The sequence below is a fragment of the uncultured Luteimonas sp. genome, assembly GCF_947492465.1.
GTDB lineage: Bacteria > Pseudomonadota > Gammaproteobacteria > Xanthomonadales > Xanthomonadaceae > Luteimonas.
Genome location: NZ_CANLNF010000006.1, coordinates 179,113 through 204,072 on the forward strand (window position 1 = coordinate 179,113; position 24,960 = coordinate 204,072).

At 70.4% G+C, this 24,960-nt stretch carries 24 protein-coding genes; 10 read left to right on the plus strand and 14 right to left on the minus strand.

Translation table 11 applies throughout. The features are described 5' to 3' along the window. Nucleotides 1-64: 64 nt before the first annotated feature. Entirely contained in the window at nucleotides 65-1,156 is a 1,092-nt protein-coding gene (locus Q0863_RS14250) for an alpha/beta hydrolase (protein ID WP_298579700.1), read from the minus strand. 144 nt (nucleotides 1,157-1,300) lie between these two features. On the opposite strand from Q0863_RS14250, the gene dapA reads away from it, so the two are divergent. Beyond that, nucleotides 1,301-2,197 carry a 4-hydroxy-tetrahydrodipicolinate synthase gene (gene dapA / locus Q0863_RS14255; RefSeq protein WP_298579703.1) on the plus strand — a complete coding sequence of 299 codons (897 nt, stop codon included), beginning with the start codon at nucleotides 1,301-1,303 and terminating at the stop codon, nucleotides 2,195-2,197. A gap of 241 nt (nucleotides 2,198-2,438) precedes the next feature. Here dapA and Q0863_RS14260 read toward each other — a convergent pair whose 3' ends face one another. From Q0863_RS14260 to Q0863_RS14275, 4 genes are all read right to left on the minus strand, one after another. Continuing rightward, complete coding sequence (locus Q0863_RS14260; RefSeq protein WP_298579705.1) at nucleotides 2,439-3,755, minus strand: ABC transporter permease; 1,317 nt, start codon at nucleotides 3,753-3,755, stop codon at nucleotides 2,439-2,441. Nucleotides 3,756-3,797: 42 nt separating this feature from the next. Continuing rightward, entirely contained in the window at nucleotides 3,798-4,964 is a 1,167-nt protein-coding gene (locus Q0863_RS14265; RefSeq protein WP_298579707.1) for an ABC transporter permease, read from the minus strand. Nucleotides 4,965-5,052: 88 nt separating this feature from the next. Then, nucleotides 5,053-5,745, minus strand: a complete 693-nt coding sequence (locus Q0863_RS14270; RefSeq protein ID WP_298579709.1) for an ABC transporter ATP-binding protein — start codon at nucleotides 5,743-5,745, stop codon at nucleotides 5,053-5,055. Nucleotides 5,746-5,946: 201 nt separating this feature from the next. After that, the gene (locus Q0863_RS14275; RefSeq protein WP_298579712.1) at nucleotides 5,947-7,179 is read right to left on the minus strand and encodes an efflux RND transporter periplasmic adaptor subunit; all 1,233 of its coding nucleotides are present in this window, start codon (nucleotides 7,177-7,179) and stop codon (nucleotides 5,947-5,949) included. 186 nt (nucleotides 7,180-7,365) lie between these two features. Between Q0863_RS14275 and Q0863_RS14280 the strand changes: the two genes are divergently transcribed. The 5 genes from Q0863_RS14280 (at nucleotide 7,366) to Q0863_RS14300 (ending at nucleotide 11,562) form a co-directional block, all read left to right on the plus strand. Then, a complete protein-coding gene (locus tag Q0863_RS14280; protein ID WP_298579714.1) occupies nucleotides 7,366-8,271 on the plus strand; it encodes an ABC transporter ATP-binding protein in 906 nt (301 codons plus the stop codon). Then, nucleotides 8,268-9,035, plus strand: a complete 768-nt coding sequence (locus Q0863_RS14285) for an ABC transporter permease (RefSeq protein ID WP_298579717.1) — start codon at nucleotides 8,268-8,270, stop codon at nucleotides 9,033-9,035. Before Q0863_RS14280 ends, Q0863_RS14285 begins: the two co-directional genes overlap by 4 nt. A gap of 64 nt (nucleotides 9,036-9,099) precedes the next feature. Then, nucleotides 9,100-10,317 (plus strand): sensor histidine kinase, encoded by a 1,218-nt coding sequence (locus tag Q0863_RS14290; protein WP_298579720.1) that lies wholly within the window; start codon nucleotides 9,100-9,102, stop codon nucleotides 10,315-10,317. Between the two features lie 129 nt (nucleotides 10,318-10,446). After that, nucleotides 10,447-11,049: a response regulator transcription factor gene (locus Q0863_RS14295; protein WP_298579723.1), complete on the plus strand. Its 603-nt coding sequence runs from the start codon at nucleotides 10,447-10,449 to the stop codon at nucleotides 11,047-11,049. Nucleotides 11,050-11,130: 81 nt separating this feature from the next. Next, the gene (locus Q0863_RS14300; RefSeq protein WP_298579727.1) at nucleotides 11,131-11,562 is read left to right on the plus strand and encodes a hypothetical protein; all 432 of its coding nucleotides are present in this window, start codon (nucleotides 11,131-11,133) and stop codon (nucleotides 11,560-11,562) included. A gap of 118 nt (nucleotides 11,563-11,680) precedes the next feature. Here the strand turns inward: Q0863_RS14300 and Q0863_RS14305 are convergent, their stop codons facing one another. The 8 genes from Q0863_RS14305 to Q0863_RS14340 form a co-directional block, all read right to left on the minus strand. After that, nucleotides 11,681-13,063, minus strand: a complete 1,383-nt coding sequence (locus Q0863_RS14305) for a leucyl aminopeptidase family protein (RefSeq protein ID WP_298579730.1) — start codon at nucleotides 13,061-13,063, stop codon at nucleotides 11,681-11,683. A 50-nt stretch (nucleotides 13,064-13,113) separates the two neighbouring features. Further along, nucleotides 13,114-13,788, minus strand: coding sequence for a DUF1294 domain-containing protein (locus Q0863_RS14310; RefSeq protein WP_298579733.1), 675 nt, complete (start codon nucleotides 13,786-13,788; stop codon nucleotides 13,114-13,116). Nucleotides 13,789-13,792: 4 nt separating this feature from the next. Further along, nucleotides 13,793-14,503, minus strand: coding sequence for an HAD-IA family hydrolase (locus Q0863_RS14315; RefSeq protein ID WP_298579736.1), 711 nt, complete (start codon nucleotides 14,501-14,503; stop codon nucleotides 13,793-13,795). 80 nt (nucleotides 14,504-14,583) lie between these two features. Then, on the minus strand, nucleotides 14,584-15,678 hold the full coding sequence (locus Q0863_RS14320; RefSeq protein WP_298579739.1) for an AI-2E family transporter: 1,095 nt from the start codon (nucleotides 15,676-15,678) through the stop codon (nucleotides 14,584-14,586). A 328-nt stretch (nucleotides 15,679-16,006) separates the two neighbouring features. Beyond that, nucleotides 16,007-16,537: a protein sip-5 gene (locus Q0863_RS14325; protein ID WP_298579742.1), complete on the minus strand. Its 531-nt coding sequence runs from the start codon at nucleotides 16,535-16,537 to the stop codon at nucleotides 16,007-16,009. Then, complete coding sequence (locus Q0863_RS14330; protein WP_298579745.1) at nucleotides 16,537-17,058, minus strand: phage holin family protein; 522 nt, start codon at nucleotides 17,056-17,058, stop codon at nucleotides 16,537-16,539. Before Q0863_RS14330 ends, Q0863_RS14325 begins: the two co-directional genes overlap by 1 nt. Nucleotides 17,059-17,067: 9 nt before the next feature. Then, the gene (locus Q0863_RS14335; RefSeq protein WP_298579748.1) at nucleotides 17,068-17,427 is read right to left on the minus strand and encodes a hypothetical protein; all 360 of its coding nucleotides are present in this window, start codon (nucleotides 17,425-17,427) and stop codon (nucleotides 17,068-17,070) included. 49 nt (nucleotides 17,428-17,476) lie between these two features. Beyond that, nucleotides 17,477-18,904, minus strand: a complete 1,428-nt coding sequence (locus Q0863_RS14340) for a Do family serine endopeptidase (protein WP_298579750.1) — start codon at nucleotides 18,902-18,904, stop codon at nucleotides 17,477-17,479. A gap of 519 nt (nucleotides 18,905-19,423) precedes the next feature. Here Q0863_RS14340 and Q0863_RS14345 point away from each other — a divergent pair. From Q0863_RS14345 to Q0863_RS14360, 4 genes are all read left to right on the plus strand, one after another. Then, the gene (locus tag Q0863_RS14345; RefSeq protein WP_298579753.1) at nucleotides 19,424-21,574 is read left to right on the plus strand and encodes an adenosylcobalamin-dependent ribonucleoside-diphosphate reductase; all 2,151 of its coding nucleotides are present in this window, start codon (nucleotides 19,424-19,426) and stop codon (nucleotides 21,572-21,574) included. 221 nt (nucleotides 21,575-21,795) lie between these two features. Then, entirely contained in the window at nucleotides 21,796-22,395 is a 600-nt protein-coding gene (locus tag Q0863_RS14350; protein ID WP_298579756.1) for a hypothetical protein, read from the plus strand. Nucleotides 22,396-22,501: 106 nt separating this feature from the next. Beyond that, nucleotides 22,502-23,284, plus strand: a complete 783-nt coding sequence (locus tag Q0863_RS14355; RefSeq protein ID WP_298579759.1) for an NrdJb — start codon at nucleotides 22,502-22,504, stop codon at nucleotides 23,282-23,284. A 138-nt stretch (nucleotides 23,285-23,422) separates the two neighbouring features. After that, nucleotides 23,423-24,355 (plus strand): hypothetical protein, encoded by a 933-nt coding sequence (locus tag Q0863_RS14360; protein ID WP_298579762.1) that lies wholly within the window; start codon nucleotides 23,423-23,425, stop codon nucleotides 24,353-24,355. Nucleotides 24,356-24,725: 370 nt separating this feature from the next. Here the strand turns inward: Q0863_RS14360 and Q0863_RS14365 are convergent. Beyond that, on the minus strand, nucleotides 24,726-24,960 hold a 235-nt coding region (locus Q0863_RS14365; RefSeq protein WP_298579764.1), incomplete at its 5' end, for a hypothetical protein.

The window sequence follows — 24,960 nt, forward strand, 5'->3', positions numbered from 1 at the left end:
CTACGCGGCGTGGCGGGTCCGCCCGGACGCCGGTCGACGAAGCCGATCGCCAGCGCCGTGTGCTTCACGACAGCTGCCCGACCGCCGGTTCGGCCAGCGCCAGCGGAGGCGGGCAGAAGCGGGCCGGGCTGGCGTTGTCGAGCCAGTCGATCACCGTGGGCGCGAGCCGGTCCAGCCGCATCGGCAGGCTGATGTGGTCCTCGCCGGGCACCTCGATGTAGCGCGCCCGCGGCGCGGCCGCGGCCAGCGCCCGGCCATGCGCGACCGGGACGTGGGCATCGTCGACGCCGTGCACCAGCAGCACGCAGGCGCGAACGCCGGCCAGCGCGTTGCCGACGTCGACCCGCGCCAGCGGCAGGTCCAGCGCCTGCCCGGCGGTGTCGATCGCGCGCTCCAGCGCCGGCGCGTCCAGTTGCCAGCGCAACCAGCGATGGCTGAACTGCTGGCCCAGGGTCTCCGGCGCCTTGTGCAGCATGTGCGGGACCATGTCGCGGATCGCCTGCGCGGCGTTGTCGAACGACTCCAGCGCAACCACCGTGTCCACCTGCGCACCCAGTTCGCGCGCACCGAAGATCGCGGTGGCGGCGCCATAGGACACGCCCATCAGGTGCAGCGGGCCGGCGATCTCGCCGCGCGCACGCAGCGCCGCCACCGCGTCGGCCACGTCGCGCGCCTCGCGCAGGCCATAGCCCGAGGGCGCGGCGCCGGAGCGGCCGTGGTTGCGCAGGTCCAGGCTGATCGTGCGGTAGCCGGCCTGCGCCAGCTGCAGCGACCAGGGCAGCAGCGAGCCGCCATCCATCATCCAGCCGTGCAGCAGCAGCACCGTGCCGCGCGGCGCGGTGGCGACCTGCGGCGTGGAGAAGTCGAGTTCGAAATCCATGTGCTGGGTGGTGCCGGCGCGGTAGGCGTAGTCGAGCCGGTACGCGCCCGGATCGAGCGCGCGCCAGTACAGCGGCACGCCGTCGGCGTTGTGCACGAAACCCTCGCGATGCGGCAGCCGGGCCAGCGCCCGCTCGATGCGCCCGGTCGGCAGCAGCGGCGAGACGCCGCCGGGCGCCACCAGCTGCCCGCCCAGCGCGCCGGCACCGTCGGGCCAGGCGAAGCCGGCCAGCAGCAGCACGCAGGCGCACAGGCACGACGACAGCAGGCGACGCATCGCGCGACTCCTCGTGGAAAAGGTTGCAAAGGTTAGGGTCGGCGCGACGCGCGCATCTACCGCGTCCGCATGACAAAGCGATGACAGCGCGGGCTGCATTCAGCATTAGAATCGCCGGCTCACCCACGCGCAGTCCCCGCCATCATGCCCACTTCCGTCCTTCCGCGCGGCAGCATCGTCGCGCTCGTCACGCCCATGCACGACGACGGCAGCGTCGATTACGACGCGCTGCGCGCGCTGGTCGACTGGCACGTCGAACAGGGCACGGACTGCATCGGCGTGGTCGGCACCACCGGCGAGTCGCCGACGGTCGATGTCGAGGAGCACTGCGAGATCATCCGCGTGACCGTCGAGCAGGCCGCGGGACGCGTGCCGGTGATGGCCGGCTGCGGCGGCAACTCCACGCGCGAGGCGATCGCGCTGGCGCAGTTCGCGCGCGAGGTCGGCGCCGACAGCCAGCTGCAGGTGGTGCCCTACTACAACAAGCCCGGCCAGGAAGGCATGTACCGCCATTTCCGTGCCATCGCCGAGGCGACCGGCGAGCTGCCGATCGTGCTCTACAACGTGCCCGGCCGGTCCGCGGCCGACCTGCTGCATCCGACCGTGCTGCGCCTGGCGCAGGTGCCGGGGATCGCCGGCATCAAGGAAGCCACAGGCAACCTCGAGCGCGCGCAGTGGCTGCTGCGCGACCGGCCGCAGGGCTTCCGCGTGTACTCCGGCGACGACGCCACCGCGGTCGCGCTGATGCTGTGCGGCGGCGACGGCAACGTCAGCGTCACCGCCAATCTCGCCCCGATGCTGATGCACGAACTGTGCGTGGCGGCGCTGGCCGGCGATGCCGCGCGCGCGATGGCGATCCAGCTGCGGCTGCTGCCGCTGCACCGCGAACTGTTCGTCGAGGCCAATCCGATCCCGGTGAAGTGGGCGCTGGCGCGCCTGGGCCGCTGCGGCGGCGCACTGCGCCTGCCGCTCACCGAACTCGACGCGGGCCACCAGCCGGCGGTCGAAGCGGCGCTGCGCGAGGCGGGATTGCTGGCGTAGTCCGGCGCGGATCCGCCTTGCTCCCTCCTCCGCTTGCGGGGCGAGGGACCAGAGCAGTACGGGGCCGACGGCTCCCTCCTCCGCTTGCGGGGGAGGGTTGGGGTGGGGGGGGGCAGTTGCGTCGACCCGACCGCGCCTTCGGCGCGCCCCCATCCCGGCCTTCCCCCGCAGGCGGGGGAAGGAGTAGCGCGTTACGCGCCGACTGATCCCTCCTCCGCGTGCGGGGAAAGAGCAGAGCCGCCTACATCGCCCGCAGCGCGTCCGTTACCGGCAACGTCGCCGCGCGCAGCGCCGGGAACAGGCCGCCGACGAAGCCGATCGCCAGCGCCCACTTCAGGCCTTCCCACAGCAGCCCCGCCGAGACCTTGAACTCGAAGCTCAGGCTGGCCACGCCGCCGGCCAGGGTCGAGGCGGTGTAGCCGTTGAACACCAGCCAGGCCAGCAGGCCGCCGAGCACACCACCCAGAAGGGCCAGCAGCATCGTCTCCAGCATCACCGCCACCACCACCGGCAGGCCGCGGAAGCCGATCGCGCGCAGCGTGGCGATCTCGCGGGCGCGTGCCGCGACGGTGGCGAACATGGTGTTGAGCGCGCCGAATACCGCACCGATCGCCATGATCGACCCGACCACGATGCCGATCCAGCGCAGCACCGTGGTCAGCTGTTCGGACTGCTTGCTGAAGTAGTCCAGGGTCGTGTCGGCCTCGACCTGCAGGCGCGGGTCGGCTGCCAGCGTGGCCTTGAAGGCGTTGAACGCGTCGGGCGAGGTCAGCCTGGCGAACACCGAGGCGCGGCTGCTGCCGCGGCGATAGGCCGCGGACACCACCTCGGCATCGCCCCACATCTCCGAGGCCATAGCGTCGTTGGATTCGAACACGCCGACCACGGTCCAGGTCTGGTTGCCCAGGCGCAGTTCGCTGCCAACGTCCATGTCCGCGAACTGGCGGTGCGCGCCGCGGCCGACCACCAGCTCGCGACGCCCGGTCTCGAACCTGCGCCCCTCCACCAGCTTCAGGTTGGGCCGCACCGCCCAGGCCATGTCGCCGACGCCGCGCAGGGTCACGCTGCCGTCCTCGCCGTCCTTGCGCGGCACGTTGGCCGACACCACGATCTCGGCCGAGGCCAGCGGCCGACCCTCGGCATCGCGCGCGATCTCGGGCGCGCGTTCGATGGTGGTGATCGCATCGCGCGCCAGCACCGACATCAGCTCGGCTGACGAGCCGCCGCGCAGCACGATGGCGGTGTCGGTGCTGCCGCTGTTGCTCACCGTGTGCCGGTAGCCCTCGGCCATCGCCAGCAGCGCCACCAGCACCCCGACCACGCCGGCGATGCCGATCACCACCACCGACGAGGCGCCCAGGCGCTGGCGCAGCGTGCCCACGCCGACCCAGGTCACCGATGCGGCCTGGCGGCCGCTGCGGGTGAACGCCATCCACAGCGCGAACAGCAGCGCGACGGCCAGCAGCGCCTGCCACGGCAGCACGATCCAGGCCGCAAGGAACGCCACCAGCAGCAGGAACAGCCCTGCGCCGCGCAGGAAGGATTTGATCATGCCCATCTCAGTGTCCTCGAGCAGAATTGACCGGCGTGGATCGGCGCATCAGCGGCCGGCCAGCGCATCGACGATGTTCAGGCGCATCGCGCGCAGGGCCGGCAACGCGCCGACCAGCAGGCCGATCACCGCCATCAGGCCCAGGCCCAGCGTCCAGCTGCGCCAGCCAATCGGCGGCAGGTTGATCGCGCCGTTGCTCAGCGTGCCGACCACCGGGCCGAGCACCGCCGCCAGCCCCAGCCCCAGCACGCCGCCGATCACCACCAGCAGCACCGATTCGGCCAGCACCATCGCCAGCACGCTGTGGCTGGTGAAGCCGATGGTCTTGAGCACCGCCAGCTCCGAGGTGCGCTCGCGCACCGCCTGGGCCATGGTGTTGCCGGTCAGCAGCAGCAGGGTGAAGAACACCGCGCCCATGATCGAGCCCACGATCAGGCCGATGTCGGCCATCTGCTTGAGCTGCGCGGCCATCGCCGCCTGCTCGTTCATGGTCCGGGTCTCGTGCGGCGAGTTCTGCGACAGCGCGTCGATCGCCTTGGCCGCCGCGTCGCTGCGGTTCACGTCGGACACCCGGCTGATGTACCAGCCGACGCTGTCGTCGATGTAGGGCGTGGCTTCCTCGAAGTAACCGTAGTGCATCAGGATCAGCGCTTCGGTGAAGCCGGCGCTCTTGCTGTCCTTGGCGCGCAGCACGCCGGTGATCTCGAACGCCCAGTTCAGCGTGCCGTCGCTGTTGGGGAAGATCGTCGACTGCAGCGGGATCGTCTGTCCGACCTCCCAGCCGAAGCGCGTCATCATCTGCTGGCCGACCAGCATGCCGTTGCGCGTGGCCTTCCACTTCTCCAGCTGCGCCGGCTCCACCTCGATCTCGGGATAGAGGTCCAGGTAGTTGGGTGCCACGGCGAAGGTGAACAGCTGGTTGCGCGGGTTCTGGTAGGCGCCGCCGAACCAGTTGGCCCAGGTGACCGCCTCGATGTTGTCGATCCGGCGGATGCGCGCCTCCAGCGACAGCGGCAGCGTCTCGACCATCGACAGTCGCGAGGTGGTCTGCAGGCGTTGCGCGCCATCGGCGTTCTGGCCCAGCTGGGCAAACGTGGAGCGGATGCCGTCGAGCATGCCGAACAGCAGGAACGCCGCCAGGATCGAGGCCAGGGTGAGGAAGGTGCGGGTCTTGCGCCGGAACAGCGCCGCCCAGATCAGGTGGAAGTACTTCATCGCGCGATGTCCTCTACACGTGTCGTGCCGATCCCGCGGCGGCCGGCGTTGCGCCGCTGCCCGCCGCGGTGACGGTCCACTGGCGGCCTCAGGCCGCGTGCGCCTGGGACTCGACCAGGCTGCCCTTGTCCAGGTGCAGGGTGTGGCTGGCGTATTCGGCCGCCTTCGGATCGTGGGTGACCATCACGATGGTCTTGCCGTGCTCGCGGTTGAGCGTCTGCAGCAGTCCCAGGATGTCCTCGGCCGACTGGCGGTCGAGATCGCCGGTGGGCTCGTCGCAGATCAGCAGCTTGGGATCGGACACGATCGCGCGCGCGATCGCCACGCGCTGCTGCTGGCCGCCCGACAGCTCGGTCGGCTTGTGCGAGACGCGGTCCGACAGGCCCACCAGCTGCAGTGCGATCTGCGCATTGCGCTTGCGCTGCGCGCCGACCAGCTTCGTCAGCAGCAGCGGCAGCTCGACGTTCTTCTGCGCGCTCAGCGCCGGCATCAGGTTGTAGAACTGGAACACGTAGCCGACGTTCTGGCTGCGCCAGTGCGAGAGCCTGCCGCCGCCGAGCTGGTCGATGCGCTGTCCGTCTACCTCGATGCTGCCCGCGGTCGGTGAATCCAACCCGCCGATCAGGTTGAGCAGGGTGGTCTTGCCCGAGCCCGACGGACCCATCAGCGCGACGAAGTCGCCCTGTTCGATGTCCAGGTCGATGTCGTGCAGCACCTGCACCTTTTCCGGGCCGCGCTGGTAGGTCTTGGTCAGGCTGCGGATCGATACCAGGGATGCCATGGCTTGCCTCGCTGTGGTGTCGTGGCCGGGGAAATCCCGGCGAAGGTCATGCGATCGCGGATGGTTCGCCGCATCGCGCGGGTTGTCACGTGGATCTTGCGGATCAGCCGCGATTGCCAATGCGGACGAACGGGGAAGGACTGCTTCGACATCCGCCGTCGCGCGATCGTCCGCGGCGACAAGAATGGGGCGGCGGCCTGCTCATTGCGCATCCGTGGACACGGTCGCGCCATCGGCCAGTTCCGCCGGCGGATCGACCACCACCGTCTCGCCCGGCGCCAGGCCGGAGGTGACCTCGCGGCCCTCGCCCGCCTCGCGGCCGGCCTCGACCCGGCGCAGCTCGGCGACGTTGTCCGCACCCACCACGAAGACCGCGTCCGCGCCCTCGCGCTGCACCACCGCCGCCGCCGGCACGCGCACGCCGCGCCTGGGCTCGCTGCCCGGCTCGGGCGCCTTTTCCAGGAAGCTCACGGTCACGCCCATGTCCGGCACGATGCGCGCGTCCTTCTCCTTCAGCGCCACGCGCACCTTGACCGTGGCCTTGCCGCGGTCGGCGGTGGGGATGATGGCGATGACCTCGGCCGGGATCTTCCAGTCCGGATAGGAGCTGAGCGTGGCTTCCACCGGCATCTTCGGCTGCACCCGGCCGATGTAGGCCTCGCCCACGTCGACCTCGACTTCCAGCGAGTCCATGTCGACGATGGTACCGATGCCGGTGCGGGTGAAGCCGCCGCCGGCCGACAGCGGCGAGACGATCTCGCCCGGCTGCGCGGCCTTGGCGATCACCACGCCGGAGAACGGCGCGCGCACCACCGTGTTGTCCACGCCGATGTCGGCGATGCGCAGCCCGTCGGCGGCGACCTGGGCGTTGCGCCGCGCGCTGTCGAGTTGCGCGCGCAGGGCGTCGCGGGTAGCGATGGCCTGCTCGTGCTGCGCCTTCGAGACCAGCTGCTGGCCGACCAGGGTGCCGAGCCGGCGCGCATTGGCCTCGGCTTCGGCCAGCTGGGCCTGCACCCGCGCGATGTCGCTGCGCGCGGCGCCCAGCTGCGAGGCGGACAGGGCGCGCTGCGCATCGGCGTCGACCGGATCGAGCGTGGCCATCACCTGCCCTTCCTCGACCTGCATGCCTTCCTCGATGAGTACCTCGCGCACGCGTCCGGTGATCTTGGACGACACCGTGGCCATGCGCCGCGCCACCACGTAGCCCGAGGCATCGAGCACCGATGCCGGCGCATCGCCGGCCGCGAGCGACACCGCGGTCGCGGTGCGCACCGGCAGCGCGCGCTCACGGCCGAACAGCCACCAGCCCAGCAGGACCAGGACGGCGATGGCAATGATCGACCCCACCGCGATCCACAGGCCCTTGCGTGAGGGCGGCGGGCCGGGCGAACGGTCGATGCGGAGTTCCCTGAGCAGGTCTGCGTTTGTATTCATCGAAGGACAGGACGGAGGCCGGCGGCCATTGTGACCCAGCGACGCGGGTCGACGACGGCCAGACTAGCGGCCGGGACCGATGGCGGCTGCTGACAGCTGTCACATGCTTCGGCTGACGGCAGGCGATGTCACGCCGGACATCAGCCGCGCAGACTCCACTCCGGCCCCCTTGCACCGGAGTACGCGATGGATACTGCAACACCACTGGCCGCGCTGCGCGGCGTGCGCAAGCGCTATGGCGAGCAGGTCGCGCTCGACGGCCTCGACCTGTCGCTGCATGCCGGCCAGGTCACCTCGCTGCTCGGCGCCAACGGGGCCGGCAAGAGTACCGCGGTGGGCCTGCTGCTGGGGCTGCTCAAGGCCGACGCCGGCGAGATGCAGGTGCTCGGCGCCATGCCCGGCAGCGCAGCGGTGCGCCGCCAGTGCGGCACGATGCTGCAGTCGGCCGGCATTCCCGAGCGGCTGTGCATGGGCGAGATGCTGTCGCTGGTGCGCAGCGGCTACGCGCAGCCGCGCAGCATCGACGAATGCGTCGCCTTCGCCGGCCTGGAGGGACTGCTCGGCCGGCGCTACGGCGCGCTGTCGGGCGGACAGCAGCGGCGCCTGCAGTTCGCGCTGGCGATCTGCGGGCGGCCGCGCCTGCTGTTCCTCGACGAGCCCACCACCGGCCTGGACATCGGCGCGCGCCAGGCGCTGTGGGCGGCGGTGCGCCAGCAGGTCGACGAAGGCTGCGCGGTGCTGCTGACCACGCATTACCTGGAGGAAGCCGAAGCGCTGTCGGACCGGGTCGCGGTGATCGATGGCGGACGGCTGCTGGCCGAAGGCAGCGTCGGCGAGATCCGCGCGCGGGTGTCGCTGCGCCGGATCCACTGCGTCTCCTCGCTCGCCGCCGCGCGGGTTGCGCAGTGGCCGGGCGTGCGCGAGGCGCGGCGCGAAGGCGAGGCGCTGCGCATCGTCGCCGAGCCGGCCGAACCGGTGGTCCGCCAGCTGCTGGAAGCCGATCCCGGGCTGCGCGACCTGGAAATCCGCCGCGCCGGCCTGGCCGACGCCTTCCTCGCCCTGACCAGCCCCGACCTGGCGGAGGCCGCATGAGCACGATCGTCCACGACACCCGCCCCCACGCGCCCTGGCGCGCGTACCTCCTCGAGATCCGCTGCGAGCTGCTGCGGATGCTGCGCGAGCCCGCATACTGGGTGCCGGTGGTGATGTTCCCCGCCCTGTTCTACGTGCTGTTCGGTGTCCTGCTCAACCGCGGCAACCGCGCTGCCGCCGAATACCTGCTGGCCAGCTACGGCGTGTTCGGCGTGATCGGCGCGGCGATGTTCGGCTTCGGCGTCAGCATCGCAATGGACCGCGAACGCGGCTACCTGCGCCTGCGTCGCGCCCTGCCCACGCCGCCGGGCGCGCTGCTGCTGGCACGGATGGCGATGGCGGCGATCTTCGCGGTGATCATCAGCGCGGTGATGGCGCTGATCGCCGTGCTGCTGGCCGGCGTCTCGCTCGCGCCCGCGCAATGGGCGGGACTGCTCGCGGTCAACGTGCTGGGCGTGCTGCCCTTTGCCGCGATCGGCCTGTGGGTCGGCAGCCTGGTCGGCGGCAACGCGGCGCCGGTGCTGCTCAACGCGCTGTACCTGCCGATGGCCTTCCTGTCGGGACTGTGGCTGCCGCTGTCGATGCTGCCGGACTGGATCGGGCGGATGGCGCCGGTCTGGCCGGCCTGGCACCTGGCCCAGCTGGCGCAGAAGGTGGTCGGCCACGACGGCGGCGCCCCGGCCTGGGTGCACGTGCTGGCGCTGGCGGCCGTGACCGGCGCATGCTTCGCGCTGGCGCAGCGCCGGCTGTCGGCAGCCGAATGAACCGCACGATGCGCCACCGGCGCTCCGTCCCGGGAGCCGGCGATCCGATGGGACATCCACGCACATGAGCCGTTTCCACTTCCCGTTCCGGTTCGCACCGCCCGGCTGGCTGCAGCCGCAGCCCGGCTCGCTCGCGGCGCTCGACCAGCGCGCCGGCCGCTCGCCGTACCTGCCGCTCGTGCACCTGGTGTGGTCGGTGTGGGTGTTCCTGACGCCGGCCTTCGCCGGTGGCGACTACGGCTACAGCGCGCGATGGGCCTGGCTGACGCTGCTGTCGTTCCCGCTGTTCGTCGTGCTGTACCTGCTGACGGTGGTGAAGGCGCCGCGCATGGCCTACGCCTGCGCGCTGGCGATCGTGGGCCTGTGCTTCGCGCTGCTGCCCTGGTACCCGTCGGGGCTGAGCTACTTCGTGTTCGGCTGCGTGATGCTGCAGCCGCGGCGCGGCGGCGGGATCCTCGGCTATCTCGTGGTGCTGCTGCTGCTCAACGCGACGCTGCTCGGCTATGCCCTGCACATCGGCTATCCGTGGCAGGCCCTGGTGTGGATGCCGACGGTCACCGCGATCATCGGCGTGCTGGTGGTGGTCGACCGCATCGGCGTGGCGCGCGACACCGCGCTGCGCCTGTCGCACGACGAGGTGCGGCGGCTGGCCTCGCTGGCCGAACGCGAGCGCATCGGCCGCGACCTGCACGACCTGCTCGGGCACACGCTGTCGATGGTCGCGCTCAAGTCCGACCTCGCCGGCCGCCTGCTCGAGCGCGACCCGGCCGCCGCGCGCAGCGAGATCGACGAGGTCAGCCGCGTCGCGCGCGATGCGCTGCTGCAGGTCCGGCGCGCGGTCAGCGGGATCCGCGCCGCGGGCATCGCCGCCGAACTGGCCTCGGCCCGGCTGCTCCTGGAAACCGACGGCATCGCCTTCGACTACCGCTTCGACGACGGCTTCACCGGCCACGCGCTGCCGGCGGGCGTGGAGTCCGCGCTGGCGATGACCGTGCGCGAAGCGGCCACCAACATCCAGCGCCACGCCCGCGCGCAGCGTGCCGAAGCCCGCTTCGGCATGGAGGCCGGCGAAGCCGTGCTGCGCATCAGCGACGACGGCCGCGGCGGCGCGATCGTGCCGGGCAACGGCCTGTCGGGCATGCGCGAGCGCATCGAGGGGCTGCGCGGCCGGCTGCGCATCGGGGCCGGCGAACATGGCGGCACCGCCGTCGAGGCACGGGTGCCGCTGGCCGCGAACGACGATGCGGCCACGCCGCCGCAGGACGCGCCGGCCGCCGTGTAGGTGCGGCTTCAGCCGCGCGCACGGACTGGCGCGACGTCCGCGCCTGCATCGCGGCCGAGGCCGTTCCCACGGGTATCGCGGCCGCGGGAACTGCTAACGTTCCGGCATGCCGCCGCCCCGCACCGACCGATGATCCGCATCCTGCTCGCCGAGGACCAGGCCATGCTGCGCGGCGCGCTGGCGGCGCTGCTCGGGATGGAGGCCGACATCGAAGTGGTCGGCGACGCCGGCGATGGCGAGGCCGCCTGGCGCGAACTGCAGCGGCTCTCGCCCGACATCCTGGTCACCGACATCGAGATGCCCGGCCTGACCGGCCTGGAACTCGCGCAGCGCATCCAGCGCCAGGGGCTGCCGGTGAAGGTGGTGATCGTGACCACCTTCGCCCGCGGCGGCTTCCTGCGCCGCGCGCTCGATGCCGGCGTGTCGGGCTACCTGCTCAAGGACGCGCCCGCCGAACAGCTGGCCGCCGCGCTGCGCCAGGTGCATCGCGGCGGACGCGCGATCGACCCGCAGCTGGCGCTCGAAGCCTGGGGCGAGGCCGATCCGTTGAGCGAGCGCGAGCGCAGGGTGCTGCGCCTGGCGGGCGAAGGCATGAGCGCCACCGACATCGCCGCCCAGCTCAACCTGTCCCACGGCACCGTGCGCAACTACCTGTCCGAGGCCATCGGCAAGCTCGGCGTCGGCAACCGCATCGAGGCCTACCGGCTGGCGCGCGAGAAGGGCTGGCTGTAGGCGGCTGCGCGCGTCCGGACGGACGGGCGGCCGCCACGCGACGCAGCGCCTAGACTGCGGCAAACCGCAGGAGCCGCCGCCATGCAGCGCACCGTCCCCGCCACGTTCTGGATCGTCGCCATCCTCGGCCTGCTGTGGAACCTGTACGGCCTGGCGATGTTCTGGATCAACCTCACCATCACCCCCGAGGCCATCGCCGCCCTGCCCGAGGTCGAGCGCCAGGTCACCCTGGCCATGCCGCGCTGGATCCTGCTGCCGTTCGGCCTGGCCACCGGCGCGGGCGTGCTGGGCATGCTCGGCCTGCTGCTGCGCCGGCGCTGGTCGGCGCCCGTGCTGCTGGTCTCGCTGCTGGCGCTGGCGGTGCAGTTCGCCGCGGTCTACCTGACCACGCCGGTGTGGGCGCTGAGTGGCGTCGTCGGCGCGCTGTTCCCGGTGGTGCTGTGCCTGGTGGCGCTGGGCCTGTGGCTGTACGCACGACACGCCGCCGCGCGGGGCTGGCTGCGCCCGGCATGACCGGGCCCGCCCTGCGGACCTGCGTGCCGCCCGGATGGGGCAGCCGCGCGGGGCTGGTTCCCGTCGCCCGCTTGCGCCCTGGCGGGCCGTTGCGACCCGTCCGGACCGCGGCGCGCCTTCAGCCCGCCGGGAAACGCTGGCGCAGCATCTCGAACGCCGCGCGCAGCCCCAGTGCCTCGCCGCCGGCCGGTCGGCCGGCACGCGCCGAGTCGTTCCAGGCGTACACGTCCAGGTGCGCCCACGGCGTGCCCTCGGGCACGAAGCGCTCCAGGTACAGCGCGGCGGTCACCGCGCCGGCCATGCGCGAGCCGGCGTTGGCCATGTCGGCGATGTTGGACGTGAGGTAGCGCAGGTAGGGACGCCACAGCGGCATGCGCCAGACCGGATCGCGGGTGAGTGCGCCGGCGGCCAGCCAGTCGTTGGCCAGCGCGTCGTCGTTGGCGAACAGCGCCGGCAGGTCCGGGCCCAGCGCGATGCGCGCCGCGCCAGTGAGCGTGGCGAAATCCAGGATCAGTGCCGGCGACAGCTCGCCGGCCAGGGTCAGCGCATCGCACAGCACGATGCGGCCTTCGGCATCGGTGTTGTCCACCTCCACGCTCACGCCCTTGCGGGTGGCGATGACCTCGCCCGGACGGTAGGCATTCGGGCCGATCGCGTTCTCCACCGCCGGCACCAGCAGGGTCAGGCGCAGCGACAGGCCGCTGGCCATCAGCAGGCCGGCCAGCGCGATCGCGTGCGCGGCGCCGCCCATGTCCTTCTTCATGTTGCGCATGCCGTCGGCGGGCTTGATGTCGAGCCCGCCGGTGTCGAAGCACACGCCCTTGCCGACCACCACCAGCTGTGGGTGCGCGGCATCGCCCCAGTCCAGGCGCAGCAGCCGCGGCGCGCGGTGCGAGGCGCGGCCGACCGCATGGATCGCGGGGAAGTTCCGCGCCAGCAGCTCGTCGCCCACAATGCTCTCGAACGAGGCGCCATGCGCCTGCGCCAGCGCGCGCACTTCGGCTTCCATCTGTTCCGGGCCCATGTCCTCGGTCGGCGTGTTGACCAGGTCGCGCACCCGCACGCAGGCCTCGAGCACGTGGCCCTGCAGAACATCGGGCGACGCCAGCGCGAGCCGCGCCGGCGCCCGGCCACCCGACTTGTAACGGCTGAAGCGGTACGCCCCCAGGCCCCAGCCCAGCTGCAGCGCGGCGGCCTGCGCGGCGGGCAGCTCTCCTGCCGGCGCCCAGTCGCCCTCGGGCAGCGCCATCGGCCCGTGCGCGTAGGAATAGGCGTCCAGCGGATCGCCGATGCCCAGCACCGCGCCGGCCACGCCGTCCTCGCCCGGCAGCAGCGCGTGCGTGCCCGCGGCCGCCTTGAACTGCTGCGCCTGCAGCCAGGCGCGCGTGGCCTCCGGCTGTGCGTCGAGCCAGGCAGCGAAGGCGGACGGCTCGAGCACGTGCAGCGGCCGCGCGGACGCGGCGTCGGACGCGAAGCCGGCGGGAAGCGGGGAACTGGTCATGGACAACACTCCGGAACGAAAAACGGATATGGAAGGGATGGCGCGCCGGATCACCCAGGCACGGCGCGCAGCAGGGCGTCCAGCTGGCCGCTGTGCAGCAGCCAGGCGAAGCCGGCGACATTGAGCGCCACGGTGATCCAGAACATGGCCTGGTAGGCCGACTTGCTCGACTTGTGGCGCAGCACCTGCTGCGCCACCAGGCCGCCGGGCCAGCCGCCGGCCAGGTCGATCAGGTGCAGGCTGCTTTCGGGCGTGCGCCGTGCGCCACGCCCGGCGGCGAGCTTGTCGCGGCGGTAGGCCAGGAACGCCACCGCGCTCATCGCCGCATACCACGCCGGCACCACGCCGCCCCACTCGCCCAGCAGCCAGCCACCGGCCAGCACGGCGGTGGCGGCGACCAGCACGCCGCGCCGCAGGCCGCCGCCCAGGCGCGCGCCGGCGCGCCGCTGCCGCGAGGCTTCGCGCACCTCGCCGCGCGCCTGCGACTGCCGGCGCATGGCGTCGGCGTTGACGAAGGACACGCGCACCGCATTGAGCCGGCCCTGCGCATCGCGCGCGGTGGCGTAGCGGACCAGATCGCCGTCGGCGGGCCGGCGCCCGGCGCGCTCGATCGCGCGCACGTGCACGAAGGCGCGCGACTGCGCATCGGACTGCGACGCCAGCGGGCGTACGAAGCCGTAGCCGCGCGCGTCGTTCCACTGCTCGATGCGGCCGATCAGGGACACCCGCTCAGGCCTGCGCGTCCAGCCAGTCGGCCAGCCCGGCCAGGCTGTCGAATTCCAGGTCCGGCACCGGGTCGGCGTGCGGCCAGCGCAGGTGCCCGCCGGGATTGTCCGGGCGCCGGATCCAGCAGCTGCGCAGGCCAGCGCGCGCGGCCGCGGCCACGTCGGTATCGACATGGTCGCCGACGTGCAGCACCAGGCCCGGCGCCAGCCCCAGCCGCGTGCAGGCGGCCAGGAAGATGCCGGGCTCGGGCTTGGCCGCGCCGTGCTCGCGCGCATGCAGGGCGAAAGCGAAATGGCCGTCGATGCCCACCCGTACCAGGTCGGCGTTGCCGTTGCTCAGCGAGACCAGCGGTACCCGGCGGGCGAGGCGCTGCAGCGACTCCAGCGCATCGGGATAGAACTCGACCCGGTTGCGCTCGGCGTAGAAGGCCTCGTAGGCCGCGTCGAGCAGCGACAGGTCGCCGCCGCTGTCGCGCAGCGCGATCTCCAGCGCCAGGCGCCGCAGCGCGCTGAGGTCGTGCGCCAGCTGCGGGTTCTCGCGCCACACGCGGTCGCGCAGGCTGCGCATCGCGGCTGCCGGAAACATCGTCGCCGTGGCCGGGCTGTGCGTGCGCATCCAATCCTCGAGCACGCGGTCGATCCGCGCGCCGATGGGCGCGAATGGCCACAGCGTGTCGTCGAGGTCCAGGGTGATGGCGCGGACGGGAAAACTCACGCCGCCATTGTAGGTGCAGCCACCCGGATCCGGGCCTTGGCCCTCCGTCGTCCGGCGCGGGCAGGCCGGGGAGGTGCCGCCTACTCCAGCAGCCGCGCCCAGCCGTCCATGTCCTCCACCCGCGCCAGCACCAGCTTCACGCACACCAGCAGCGGCACCGCCAGCAGCAGGCCGACGATCCCCCACAGCCAGCCGAACAGCATCAGCGCCAGGATCAGCACCAGCGGCGAGAGCGCCATGCTGCGCCCGAGCACGATCGGCGTCACCAGCTGGCCTTCGATGGTGTGCAGCACCAGGTAGGCCGCCGCCGGCATCAGCGCCATCCAGGCATCGTCGAAGGTCACGAAGCCGACCAGCAGCATCGCCAGCATCCCGATCAGCGGACCGACATAGGGGGCGAAGTTGAGCAGGGCCACCATCGTGCCCCACAGCAGCGCTTCGGACAGGCGCACGTCCATCAGGATCAGCACGACGGCGAACAGCAGGCCGACCACGGTGTTGATCAGGCTGATGGTGAGCACGTAGCGCGAGACCTCGCGCTCGATCGACTGCAGGATCTCGACGGTGAATTTCTTCTGCTGCCGTCCCGGCAGCAGCGCGATCGCGTGGCGCTGCAGGTTCACGCCGTAGACCATGAAGAAGAACGTCAGCAGCACCACCGCCAGGATGGAGGCGAGCAGGCGCGGGGTTTCGGTCAGCATCCGGTACGGGTCGGGCGCGGTCTGCACCACCTGCGGGCGCCGGCCGTTGTCGCCGCCCGCGGCGCGGGCGAAGGTTTCGGCGGCCTTGTTGGCCTCCAGCACCGGCTTGGTGAACTCGCGCAGCTTCGGCGCGAGCTGGCGCAGCGCGCGCGGCGCCTCGCTGGCCCAGGCGATCGCCGAGGGCGCCATCTGGTAGGCCAGCGTCCCCGCCATCGCCAGGCCGCCGCACAGCACCAGCAGCGCGGCCAGGAAACGCGGCACCCAGAACCGGTGCAGCACGCGGATGACGGGGTTCCCCACCAGCGCGAAGAACATGGCCAGCAGGATCGGCAGCACCACGTCCTGCGCCGCCCACAGGGTGAAACCCACCGCGAGCGTGGCCAGCACCAGGGCCGCGTTCGACGAACGGGGCCTGGGCGGCGGTGCGGCGGGCGCTTCGGCTGCGGACAGGGTCGGCGCTGCGTCGTGGGGCATGGCGGCCTGGGGTCGGAAGGTGGCCGATCTTCATCCGCCGCGCGGGACGACGGCGTGATGGCGTGCCCGTGGCCCACCGTGCCGGGGGTCCGGTACTAGCCTGCGGGTGGGTGACGGACATGCGTGCCGTCCGGAGTGAGGACGGGTCTGCAAGGCAGGACGATCTCCCGCAATGGAGGCGGGGAACGTCATCGATCATCGAACGCGCGGTTAAGTCACCGGACCCGTGTCCCCGGCCGCCTGCGCAGACGCCCCGCCCCTGCGATGACCGGACACGATGGCCGCGACGCAGGACCTGCCCGCACCGCGACTGGTGCGTGATCCGGCGCTATCGCTCCGACAGCTCGGTCGCCGCTTCGGCAGGCCGGGGTTCGCTGTCCCACTGCGGATCGGCGCGGCGGCGCACGTCGGACACACCGGGGCGCGGAGCATCGGTGGCCCCGACGGCAGCCGCGCCGACGGTGCCGGGCGCGGGCTGCGTGCCAGTGGCGGAGGCGGCGACCTCGCTCGCCGCCACCTCGGCGGTATCGGCTGCCACCACCGCCGCCACGCCTGCCTCATCGGCGGCTTCTTCGGCGGTGTTGGCCGCCTGCTTGGCGCGGAACGAAGCGGTCAGGCTCCACAGGCTGGTGCCGATCTGCACCCAGCGCGAGGCGGGCAGCCCCGCCACCTTGCGCATGGGCCGCGCGCGCCCGAGCAGGAAGCCGCCCACCATCCCCGCCAGCACGATCCGCGTCGGCGTCCAGCCTTCGCGCCAGGCGCCACGCAGGCCGCGCCACGATGCGCGGGTGTCCGCATGCCGCTGTTCGAGCGCCAGCTCTTGCTCGCGGACCTGCCGCACCAGATCGTCGAACGCCATCAGTCCACTCCCTGTGGGGCAGCCGCGGGCGGCGGGGCGGCCGGTGCAGCGTCTGCCGGCGCATCGGTGCCGGCCTGTGGGTGCTTGCCGCGCAAGCGCGACAGCTGCCGCCGTGTGGCCTGCATGCCCATGTGGTCGAGATAGCCGCGCATGCGCCAGACGCAGATGCCGGCGACTGCCAGGTAGGCCAGCGCCACCACCAGCAGCGCCCACACCCAGTCCAGGCCCAGTGCATGCACGCCGGCCACCAGCACCGCCGTCAGCAGCAGCCAGGCCGAGCTGCCCAGCAGGGCGGCGATGCCGCCCAGGGCCAGGCCCCGCCCCATCGCACTGCGCGCGAGCGCGAAGTCGGCCGCTGCAAGATCGCGCAGGGCCGAGGCCGTATTGCGCGCACCGTGCAGGGTGTCCCGTCGGGCGGCATTGAGCTCGCGCAGGGTCTCGTCGATCCCCGCTGCCTGGTGCTGTCCGTCGTCCGCGCCGTCGGCCTCGTGGCCGACATTGTTGGCTGCATCCGCTGCCACGTCGGACGCTTAGTCGTTGCTGCGGGCGAGCTTGGCGATGATCCAGCCGGCCGCGAAGGCCACGCCGAACGAGGCGATCGGACGCTCGCGGATCAGGTCGGCGGCGCTGTCGATCAGGTCCTTGCCCTTGTCCATCAGCGCATCGACCTGCTCGCGCGCCACGGTGCCGCCTTCCTCCAGCGCGGCCATGCCGGCCAGCGCCGAATCGGCAAGGTCGGCCTTCACCGCCGAGCCGCCTGCGCGCAGTTCTTCGCCCGCGGCGGCAGCGGCGCTGCGCACCGCACCACCGGCGTCGGTGGCGGCGGTCTTGAGGCCGGCGCCGGTCTGGCCGAGGTTGCTCTTGAGGGCATCGGTCGAGGTGGGAGTCATTGCGGAATCTCCTTGAGGTGGGCGCTGCTGTGGTCCGGCTCGCAGCCGGTCACTCCATGATCAGGTTCCCGACGCGTCCGCCGCGTGAAATCCGCAGCACCAGCTGCTGCGGGCGCTCGGCCAATGTATCGCGGAAACCGGCGAGGTCGCGGAATTCGCCGCTGTTGGCGGCGAAGATGTAGTCGCCCTCGCGCAGGCCGTTGCGCCAGGCGCGGCTCCGCTCGTCCACCTTGTCGACCAGCACGCCGCGCGCGTTCGGGTTCTGCCGGCGCACCGCTTCGGGCAGGTCGGACAGGGTGGCGCCGGTGAGCCGGTCGTCGAAGCTCGCGCCATCGCGCGGCATCGCGCGCAGGCGCGCGGTGACCGTGCGCGGCTCGCCATCGCGCAGCACCTCCAGCGTCACCGCCGCGTCCAGCGGCTGCAGGCCCTGGAAGTTGCGCAGGGCCACCGGATCGTCGATGCGCTGGCCGTTGGCCGAGACGATCACGTCGCCCGTGCGCAGCCCGGCCGCGGCCGCCGAGGAGCCGCCGTGCAGGCGCGTGACCACCACCCCGCGCGGATCGGCCAGGCCCAGCCCCGCGGCCAGCCGCGCGTCCACCGCCTGGGTGTCGATGCCCAGGGTGCCGCGCTGCACGGTGCCGGTGCTGGCCAGCTGCTGCATCACGTTGCGCGCCAGGTCGACCGGGATCGCGAAGCCCAGGCCGATGTTGCCGGCCGCGCTGCCGCGCGGATTGAAGCTGGCGGTGTTGATGCCCACCAGCTCGCCGCGCAGGTTGACCAGCGCGCCGCCGGAATTGCCCGGGTTGATCGAGGCATCGGTCTGGATGAAGTTCTGGTAGCCCGCGCCCGGCACGTTGCTGCGCCCGACCGCCGAGACGATGCCCGAGGTCACCGTCTGGCCGACGCCGAAGGGATTGCCCACCGCCACCACGAAGTCGCCCACCGCCAGCTGGCCGCCGCTGGCCAGCGGGATCGCGGTCAGCCCCTCGGTGGGGATGCGCATCAGCGCCACGTCGGTGTCGGGATCCGAGCCGATGAACTCGGCCTCCAGGGTGCGCCCGTCCGACAGCGTCACCGAGACCTCGTCGGCGTTCTCGATCACGTGGTGGTTCGTCAGCACGTAGCCGTTGCGCGCGTCTACCACCACGCCCGAACCCAGCGAGCGCGCGATCTGCTCCTGGGTCAGCTCCGGGAACATCCGGCGGAAGAACGGATCGGCGCCGAACGGGCTCACCTGCCGCCGCTGCGCGGCGTGCACGCTCACCACCGAGGGCGTGACCCGCTTGAGCATCGGCGCCAGCGACGGCATCGCCTGGCCGTCGGCCGCCATCGGCAGCGAGGCCACCACCGGAGCCGGCGCTGCGGCCGGTTCGGCGGCGTGCGCGGGCGCCTGCACGGCGTCGCGGATGGCGGTGGCGGCGAATCCGCCGAAGGCGGCGGCGGCGGCAAGCACGAGCAGGGTGGGGGCTGGGCGCATGGTCGGGTCGCGGACTGGTCGGTGGACGGGGGTGAAGATGGGCGCGTCCCGCGCGCCGGGCAAGCCCGGGCTGGCGCATCCGCCGCGCCGCACTGCACCAGGACGGGCTGCCGAGTGTCGGTCCGCGCGCCTCCATCGAAGCTGAACGCCACCGTTTTTCGCGGCCTGCGGCGCCTGCGTCGCAAGGCCGCGCGCCAACCTCCTTTCCAATGTTGACTTCGCCCGGAGGCGCGCGTAGCTTGCCTCGGCCCTCCACAACATGTTGGGGTCCGGCCTCCGGGCCTAGCCCAAGGCGTGGGGTTTTCGGCAGAATGGCGCACTCGCCATCCGATCGATCAAGGGGGACTCGCGGATGCCCGTCACAGGCCCGCAAGGGCGGGAAACGCAGCATCCAGGGGGCGGGCGCGGCCGCAAGGCAGGCACTTCCGTCCTCGCCCGTGTCGGCGCCGCGCGGCCCGGCATCGACCATAACGACAGGCCGGGGCACGCACCCTGGCCGGCACAGGAGACAGCACACGCATGAGCACGGTTCGTCTGGAAGCAGTCAAGACGCACGGTGAGAGGGAGATCCCGATGCAGCCCGCCTCGCAGGACATCTGGGACAAGAAGTACCGCCTCAAGACCAAGCACGGCGTCCCGGTGGATGCCGACATCGACGGCACCTGCCAGCGCGTGGCCCGGGCGCTCTCGGAAGCCGAGACCACGCCCGAGAAGCAGAAGTACTGGTACGACCGCTTCCTGTGGGCGCTGCGCCGCGGGGCGATCCCGGCCGGCCGCATCACCTCCAATGCCGGTGCGCAGGAGCACAAGCCCGCCACCAGCACGATCAACTGCACCGTCTCGGGCACGATCACCGATTCGATGGACGGCATCCTGGACAAGGTCCACGAGGCCGGCCTGACCCTCAAGGCCGGCTGCGGCATCGGCTACGAGTTCAGCACGCTGCGCCCGCGCGGCGCGTTCGTCGCCGGCGCCGGCGCTCACACCTCCGGCCCGATGTCCTTCATGGATATCTACGACAAGATGTGCTTCACCGTATCAAGCGCCGGCGGCCGCCGCGGCGCGCAGATGGGCACGTTCGACGTCAGCCACCCCGACGTGCGCGACTTCATCCGCGCCAAGCGCGAGGACGGGCGCCTGCGCCAGTTCAACCTCTCGCTGCTGATCACCGACGGCTTCATGCAGGCGGTCGAGAACGACGCCGACTGGCCGCTGGTGTTCCCGGTGAGCGAGAAGGAGGCCGAGGACTTCGACCTGGCCGATGCCGACAAGGTGGTCTGGCGCGACTGGCCGCACACCGACGGCTACATCAGCCGCGACGACGGCATGGTCGCCTGCAGGATCTACGGCCACATCAAGGCCCGGCACCTGTGGGACATGATCATGGTGTCCACCTACGACTACGCCGAGCCGGGATTCATCCTGATCGACAAGGTCAACGAGATGAACAACAACTGGTGGTGCGAGACGATCCGCGCCACCAACCCCTGCGGCGAGCAGCCGCTGCCGCCCTACGGCGCCTGCCTGCTGGGCTCGGTCAACCTCACCAAGTTCGTGCGCGACCCGTTCACCGACAAGGCCGCCTTCGACTGGGAGGAATACAAGGAAGTCGTGCGCGTGTTCACCCGCATGCTCGACAACGTGGTCGAGGTCAACGGCCTGCCGCTGCCGCAGCAGCAGGCCGAGATCCTGCGCAAGCGCCGCCACGGCATGGGCTTCCTCGGCCTGGGCAGCACCGTGACCATGCTGCGCATGAAGTACGGCTCGGACGAGTCCTGCGAGTTCACCGGCCGCATCGCCCGCGAGATGGCCGTGGCCGGCTGGGAAACCGGCCTCACCCTCGCCCAGGAAAAGGGCCCGGCGCCGATCATGGACGAGCAGTTCGAAGTCACCGCCGAGATGCTGCGCAAGCGCCCGGAGATGGCGAAAGACGGCTGGAAGCTCGGCCAGAAGATCGAGGGCAAGGTGCTGCACGCGCGCTACAGCCGCTACATGCAGAAGATCGCCGAGGTCGCGCCCGAGCTGATCGAGCAGCTGGCCCAGACCGGCGCGCGCTTCACCCACCACAGCTCGATCGCGCCCACCGGCACCATCTCGCTGAGCCTGGCCAACAACGCCTCCAACGGCATCGAGCCGTCCTTCGCGCACCACTACAGCCGCAACGTGATCCGCGAAGGCAAGAAGTCCAAGGAAAAGGTCGACGTCTGGTCGTACGAGCTGCTGGCCTACCGCGAACTGGTCAACCCCAAGGCGATGCCCTTCGCCGAGGACGCCGACGCGCAGCTGCCCGACTACTTCATCTCGGCCGACGACATCAGCCCCAAGGAACACGTCGACGTGCAGGCCGCCGCGCAGGTGTGGGTGGACTCGTCCATCTCCAAGACCGCGAACGTCCCCACCGACTATCCCTACGAGGACTTCAAGGACATCTACCGCTACGCCTACCAGAAGGGGCTGAAGGGCTGCACCACCTTCCGCTTCAACCCCGCCGCCTTCCAGGGCGTGCTGGTCAAGGACGCGGACCTGGCCAACACCACCTACCGCTTCGAACTCGAGGACGGCAGCGTGGTCGAGGTCCGGGGCAACGAACAGATCGAATACGACGGCGAGACCCACACCGCCGCCAACCTGTTCGACGCCCTGAAAGAAGGTTATTACGGAAAGTTCTGACGGCTGGCGCCGCGGGAAGGCTCACGGCAAGTTCTGACGCGTGCCTTCCGCTGTGCTCCCTCCCCCGCCCGCGGGAGAGGGCCTTTCTCCCTCCCCCGCCCGCGGGGGAGGGCCGGGGTGGGGGCCACAGATCGCCCTCACCCCACCGCCCCACCCTTCGCCCCACCTTCCCCGGGCCCTGCCCACCCCGATTACCAGCAGCACCTGACGAGGACCAACCCATGAGCAAGCGCCAACGGGTCAACGGGACCCTGAGCAGTGCCGCCGGCGCCCTCGCCGACACGGCGAAGGACATCGGCAAGACCGTGGTGCAGCGCACCGGCAAGGCGGTGAAGACCGCCAGGCAGGCGGTGACGACGGCGAAGAAGGCGGTGGTCGAGGCCGAACGCGCGGTGGTGGACAAGGCCGGCAAGGCCAGGGCCGTGGTCAGCAAGCGCATCGCGGCGACCAAGCAGTCGCTGGAGCAGGCCAGCGTCGAAGGCCGTCGCGACGCCGCCGCCCTCAAGCGCCGCGCCGCCGCGCGCAAGCGCGCCAACGCCGCGAAGGCCGCCAAGGCCACCGCGAACAAGGCGCCGGCCACGAAGGCGCTGGCCGCACCGAAGAAGGCGCCGGCCAGGCAGGTCGCCCGCGGCACCGGCACCCCGGCGGCCAAAGCACCGGCCAAGGCACCGGCCAAGGCACCGGCCAGGGCACCGGCGAAGAAGTCGGCCAATGCCAGGCCCACGGCCAAGGCCGCGAAGAAGGCCGTGGCCAACGCCGCGGGCAAGCCCGCGACCGCCGCGAAGAAGACCGCCGCACGCAAGACCGCCGGCAACAGCTGACCGGCACCCGCCGCCACGCCCGCGGGCGCGGCGGCCATTCCGGGCCGCGCACGTCGCGCCCGTCCATCCCATTCCCCCGGCAATACGCAATACCAGGAACCACGCAATGGCCGTCAAGATCGAAAAGAAAATCACCGGTTACGCCGTCGTCACGCCCGAGGACAAGGAGAAGACCGTCGCCGGCGCCTCCGTCCCGCGCGAGAAGGCCGAGGCCGAGCTGCCCAAGACCGCGGACGTGATCCAGATGCACGAGCGCATCGAGCGCCCGGAAGTGCTGATCGGCAGCACCTACAAGATCAAGTCGCCGCTGGTGGAGCACGCCATGTACGTGACCATCAACGACATCGTGCTCAACGCCGGCAACGAGCACGAGCACCGCCGCCCGTTCGAGATCTTCATCAACTCCAAGTCGATGGAGCACTTCCAGTGGATCGTCGCGCTCACCCGCATCATGAGCGCCGTGTTCCGCAAGGGCGGCGACGTGACCTTCCTGGTGGAAGAGATGAAGGCCGTGTTCGACCCCAAGGGCGGCTACTTCAAGGCCGGCGGGGTGTACATGCCCAGCCTGGTGGCCGAACTGGGCAGCATCGTCGAGGACCACCTCAAGTCGATCGGCATGCTACACGACCCGGAGATGAGCGCCGCGCAGAAGGCCTTGATCGCCGAGAAGCGCCGCGCGTACGAGCAGCAGGCAAAAAAAAACTCTGACGTAGACGCGACGCCGGAGGACCCGGGTTACCCGGAGCCGGTGGGGGATATCGAGGTGACCGGCGACGGGACGAGCTTCCCGCCGAGCGCGACGATGTGCCACAAGTGCAGCACGAAGGCGCTGGTGATCATGGATGGGTGTGCGACTTGTTTGAATTGTGGGTATAGCAAGTGCGGGTGAGGTAGCTCACACGGCAGCACACATATGGAGTCAGATGCTCAACAAGAAGCAAGCCTGACTTCACTTTTCTGAGTCATTCTTCCGTGACGACTTAGGGTTAGTACCGAATAGATAACGGCTTGGGTGACAGGGTGCAGCATGACCAACAGCCGCATTGATCCAAGCTCGCCGCGATGGTATTCGCAGAACCCACTCTGGCGGTCTTCTACGCTCTTCACAGACGCACATACCGCCATAGATCGCCTGCGAGACCAGTTTGCGAATGCCGGGGTTTCACTAAACCCAACGTCAGAATTGGCACGCTCCATGGAGCGTGCGGCACGCTTCGCCCGTGCGCCCGCGGTTGAATCTGGCAACGATGATCTTTTCATGCGCGCACTCATCCAAGGGCAGTACTTGGACCGCGTGGCTCGAGCATGCGATGGCATCAGGGGTATGCGAAATGAACGCCAGCATCTCCTGCAGCTCAAAAAAGGGGCCGTTGATCCTGGCTCACGCATCCCGTCTCCGGCTAAGGACAAACTGTTTGAGCTAGAACTCTTCTCCCTTCTTCAGGAGAGGCAGCTGGAGACAACTCTCTCGGAACCAGATATCACCGCTGGCACACCGTTTGGCGTTGCCAACATAGCTTGCAAGCGCATCTACTCCAGAAGCAATGCTCAGTCTCAAATTTCAAGGGGAGTTCGCCAGCTAAACAAGTCGCAGGGGCACAAAATTCTCGCGCTGTGCCTAGACGATCTGTTGCCGCCGTATTCGGGCATAAGTGCGGGGTCTCCGGAGGAGGCATCAATGCACTTGGTAAACTTTGCTTCCGAGTTTCTATCAAGCCATCAGGCGAGAATTTTTAACTACTTTGCCAAGCAAAGACTCTTGTTCCTTGTAGCCTCGATAACGAGTCCAGTTTGCTACATCGAGGAACAAGAGCATTTGGCCGCTCAAACTCAACTCTTCTTCTTCATGCCGGACCCCGCGCTTGGAGAGTTCAGCGTGGAGGCTCCCCGGATCTGCGATGCATTGTTCTTTCGACCCTCGGACCGCTGGAATGCAGCCCTTGAAGATGCATCTTTGTAGTGAAAACGAAAACTGGGGTCAGAGTCGACTTTTTCCCCATCCAGGCGAGAACAGCGCCCCTGACCTCAGTTCCGGTTTGAATTGTGGGACGGCGCTAGGAATTGGCGCCCTAGAGCTAACCTAAAGGCAATCAGAGAGATATGGGAGAGTTATTTCAAAGCGTTGATTGGGCCGCGACGGGCAGTTTATTGTCCGGGATAGGGGCGGTCTTGGCTGGGGCAGCGACGATAGCACTAGCGATCTATGCGAGACGGGGCCTCAACGCATGGAAGGAACAACAGCTAGGCATCAAGAAACTTGACTTAGGGGAAAAGGGATCAGGTTGATTTTCCCGCCGCTGCGCACCTTAGGGACGAAGAGGTAGGCTAGCTCAATTTCTTGCCCTCACTACACGTGGAACGGCCTGAAGCCATGAAGACGAGCGCATCAGGCTGTTGCCGAAGGGCAGTCGAACCCACCGCTTTTGCGCATTAGCCAGCTCACTTCGCCCCAGGATCTGGAAGTCATGGATGCCGGAAACAGGGGTCACCATTTCGCCGCCGGGGTCAATAGGCCCGTAGAGGCTCCTCCCGGTTCCGGGCCGCGAGTTAAATGCCTGACTGATC